Source organism: Mesorhizobium sp. M4A.F.Ca.ET.050.02.1.1 (assembly GCF_003997725.1).
Classification (GTDB): domain Bacteria; phylum Pseudomonadota; class Alphaproteobacteria; order Rhizobiales; family Rhizobiaceae; genus Mesorhizobium.
The window spans coordinates 1-2209 of the sequence record NZ_RZSG01000914.1 but is presented as its reverse complement, the minus strand read 5'-3'; the positions used below and the strand labels follow the sequence as shown (position 1 = coordinate 2209).

Annotated in this window: 1 protein-coding gene; it reads right to left on the bottom strand. The window is 63.4% G+C overall.

Annotated elements, in window-relative coordinates:
- Positions 1 to 82: 82 nt before the first annotated feature.
- Complete coding sequence (locus EOA33_RS33070; RefSeq protein ID WP_126055054.1) at positions 83 to 2152, bottom strand: EAL domain-containing protein; 2070 nt, start codon at positions 2150 to 2152, stop codon at positions 83 to 85.
- Positions 2153 to 2209 lie beyond the last annotated feature (57 nt).

The window sequence follows — 2209 nt, the reverse complement described above, 5'->3', positions numbered from 1 at the left end:
GCGTAGCGGCACTGCTTGAGCGCGGTGATCAGCGCAGGAAGCCGCCATTTGCCGGCCCGCATCACCTGAATGTCAATGCACCTCAGGCCAGGCTGCCCTGCAGCACCTTCAGCTTCGCCTTCTTCGGACTGCGCGCCGTCAGCCATTCGCGCGCCTTGTCTTGCGGCATCGGGAAGGCGATGGAATAGCCCTGCACCTGGTCGCAGCCGATCGCCATCAGCGAATCGAGCTCGGCTTCGGTCTCTGCACCTTCCGCCACGATCGAAATGCCCAGTCCTCGTGCAAGCTCGGTGATGGCGCGCACGATCTTGGAGTTGTCGCCGTTCTCGTTGATGTTCTGGACGAAGCGGCGGTCGATCTTCAGTCGGTCGATCTCGTTCGGGTTGACGTGGCTGAGCGAGGCATAGCCGGTGCCGAAATCGTCGAGCTCTAGATGGACGCCGGCCGCGCGGATCTGCCTGAGCTTGGCAGCGATGCCGGTCTTTTCATCGTCGAGGATGACCGACTCGACGATCTCCAGCGACAGTTTCTGCGGCGCCAGCCCAGCCTTTTCCAGCGTGCCGAACAGGAACCTGTCGAAGTCTGGCTCGCGCAGTTCGGTGCCGGAGACATTGACGGCGAGCCGCCCGAAATCGATGCCGGCCCGGTCCCACTCCGCCGCCTCGTTGATCGCCTTGGTGATGACGATGCGGCCGATGTCCGGCATGAAGCCACATTTCTCGGCGACCGGAATGAACTCGCCCGGCGAGATCATGCCGCGTTCGGCGTGCTTCCAACGCACCAGCGCCTCGATGCCGCTGATCTTGCCGCTGGTGAGCGACACCTGTGGCTGGAAATAGACTTCGAACGTTTTGTCGGCGATGGCCGAGCGGATGTCTTGCTCGAGCTGCTTGCGGTAGTCGAGCTCGCGCCGCAGTTCCTCGGAGAAGAACGAGAAATTGCCGCCACCGAGCTTCTTGGCCGAGTAGAGCGCAAGATCGGCATGGACCAAAAGGTCCGCCGCATTGTCGGCGTCGACCGGGTAGACCGCGATGCCGGCACTGGCTCCCGGCAGAATGGTCGTGCCCTGGAAAGTGATCGGCTCGTTGATCTGCTCGAGGATGCGCCGGGCCAGCATGTTGATGTCCTCGGTGCCGCCGGCGCCGTTGAGGATCATCACGAATTCGTCGCCGCCGAGTCGGGCGCACAGGTCCGAGGCCCGGCAGGAGTCGCGCATGCGCTGAGCGGTGACGACCAGCACATAGTCGCCGGCAGCGTGGCCCAGCGTGTCGTTGATCTGCTTGAAACGGTCGAGGTCGAGCTGGATCACCGCCAGCCGCTCGCGCCGGCGATGCGCGCCCTTGATCAGCGTGTCGAAATGATCGGTGAGGAAGGTTCGGTTGTGGAGGCCCGTCAACCCGTCATGCACGGCGATGAAGGCCATCGAGTTGCGCGCGTCGACCAGCTCATGCGTCTTGCGCAGGATAGCCTTCGACATCGGCCGGAAGATGAACAGCGCCACCAGCACTATGACGCCGATGGTGGCGAAGAACAGGGTGCGGTGGAGATCGAGCAGCTGTCCCGAGCGCTCGTCGGCAAACGCGCTGATGCGCTGGCCGAGTGCGGCATAGCCCGACAGCGTGGCATTGGCCACGGAGGCGTCGAGATCGACGCGGTCGGCGCCGCCCTTGTAGCCGTCGAGGCCGGTCGTCAGCTTGGTCTCGAACGAGGAGATGAGGCGTTTGCCATTGGCGATCAGCCCGACGGAGAAGTAATCGAGATGGAACGGCTTGGCGAACAGCACGTTCTCGATCGACTTCGGATTGAAGCGCGCCGGCGACATCGGATCGGCTCCCGTCTTGTCCAGGAGCAAATCGTAATTCGTTTCGAATTCCGCGGTCGCCTGCTTGAGCGCGGCAACGAGGGCCGGCTGCTTGTCGCGCGAGGCCGCACCCGTCGCGCCGGCCAGGAAGACGATCCGCTGCGACAGCGCCTTCTGCGTGCTGACGATGTTGAGCAGCGTGTCATTGTTCTGCTGCGCCGCCATCATCTGCTGCAAGAGCACGAACGATCCCATCACCATGGCGGCGATGATCAACAGGGCCAGCCAGTAGCCGCTCTTGATCAGCAGTGTCAGCTTGCGCGAAACGCTTTGCACCGGCTGCTGCGACATGTGTGGGTGACCCCTCCCGCCGACGGATTCCCGCCCTCGTTTTCGTTATGCGAAGAC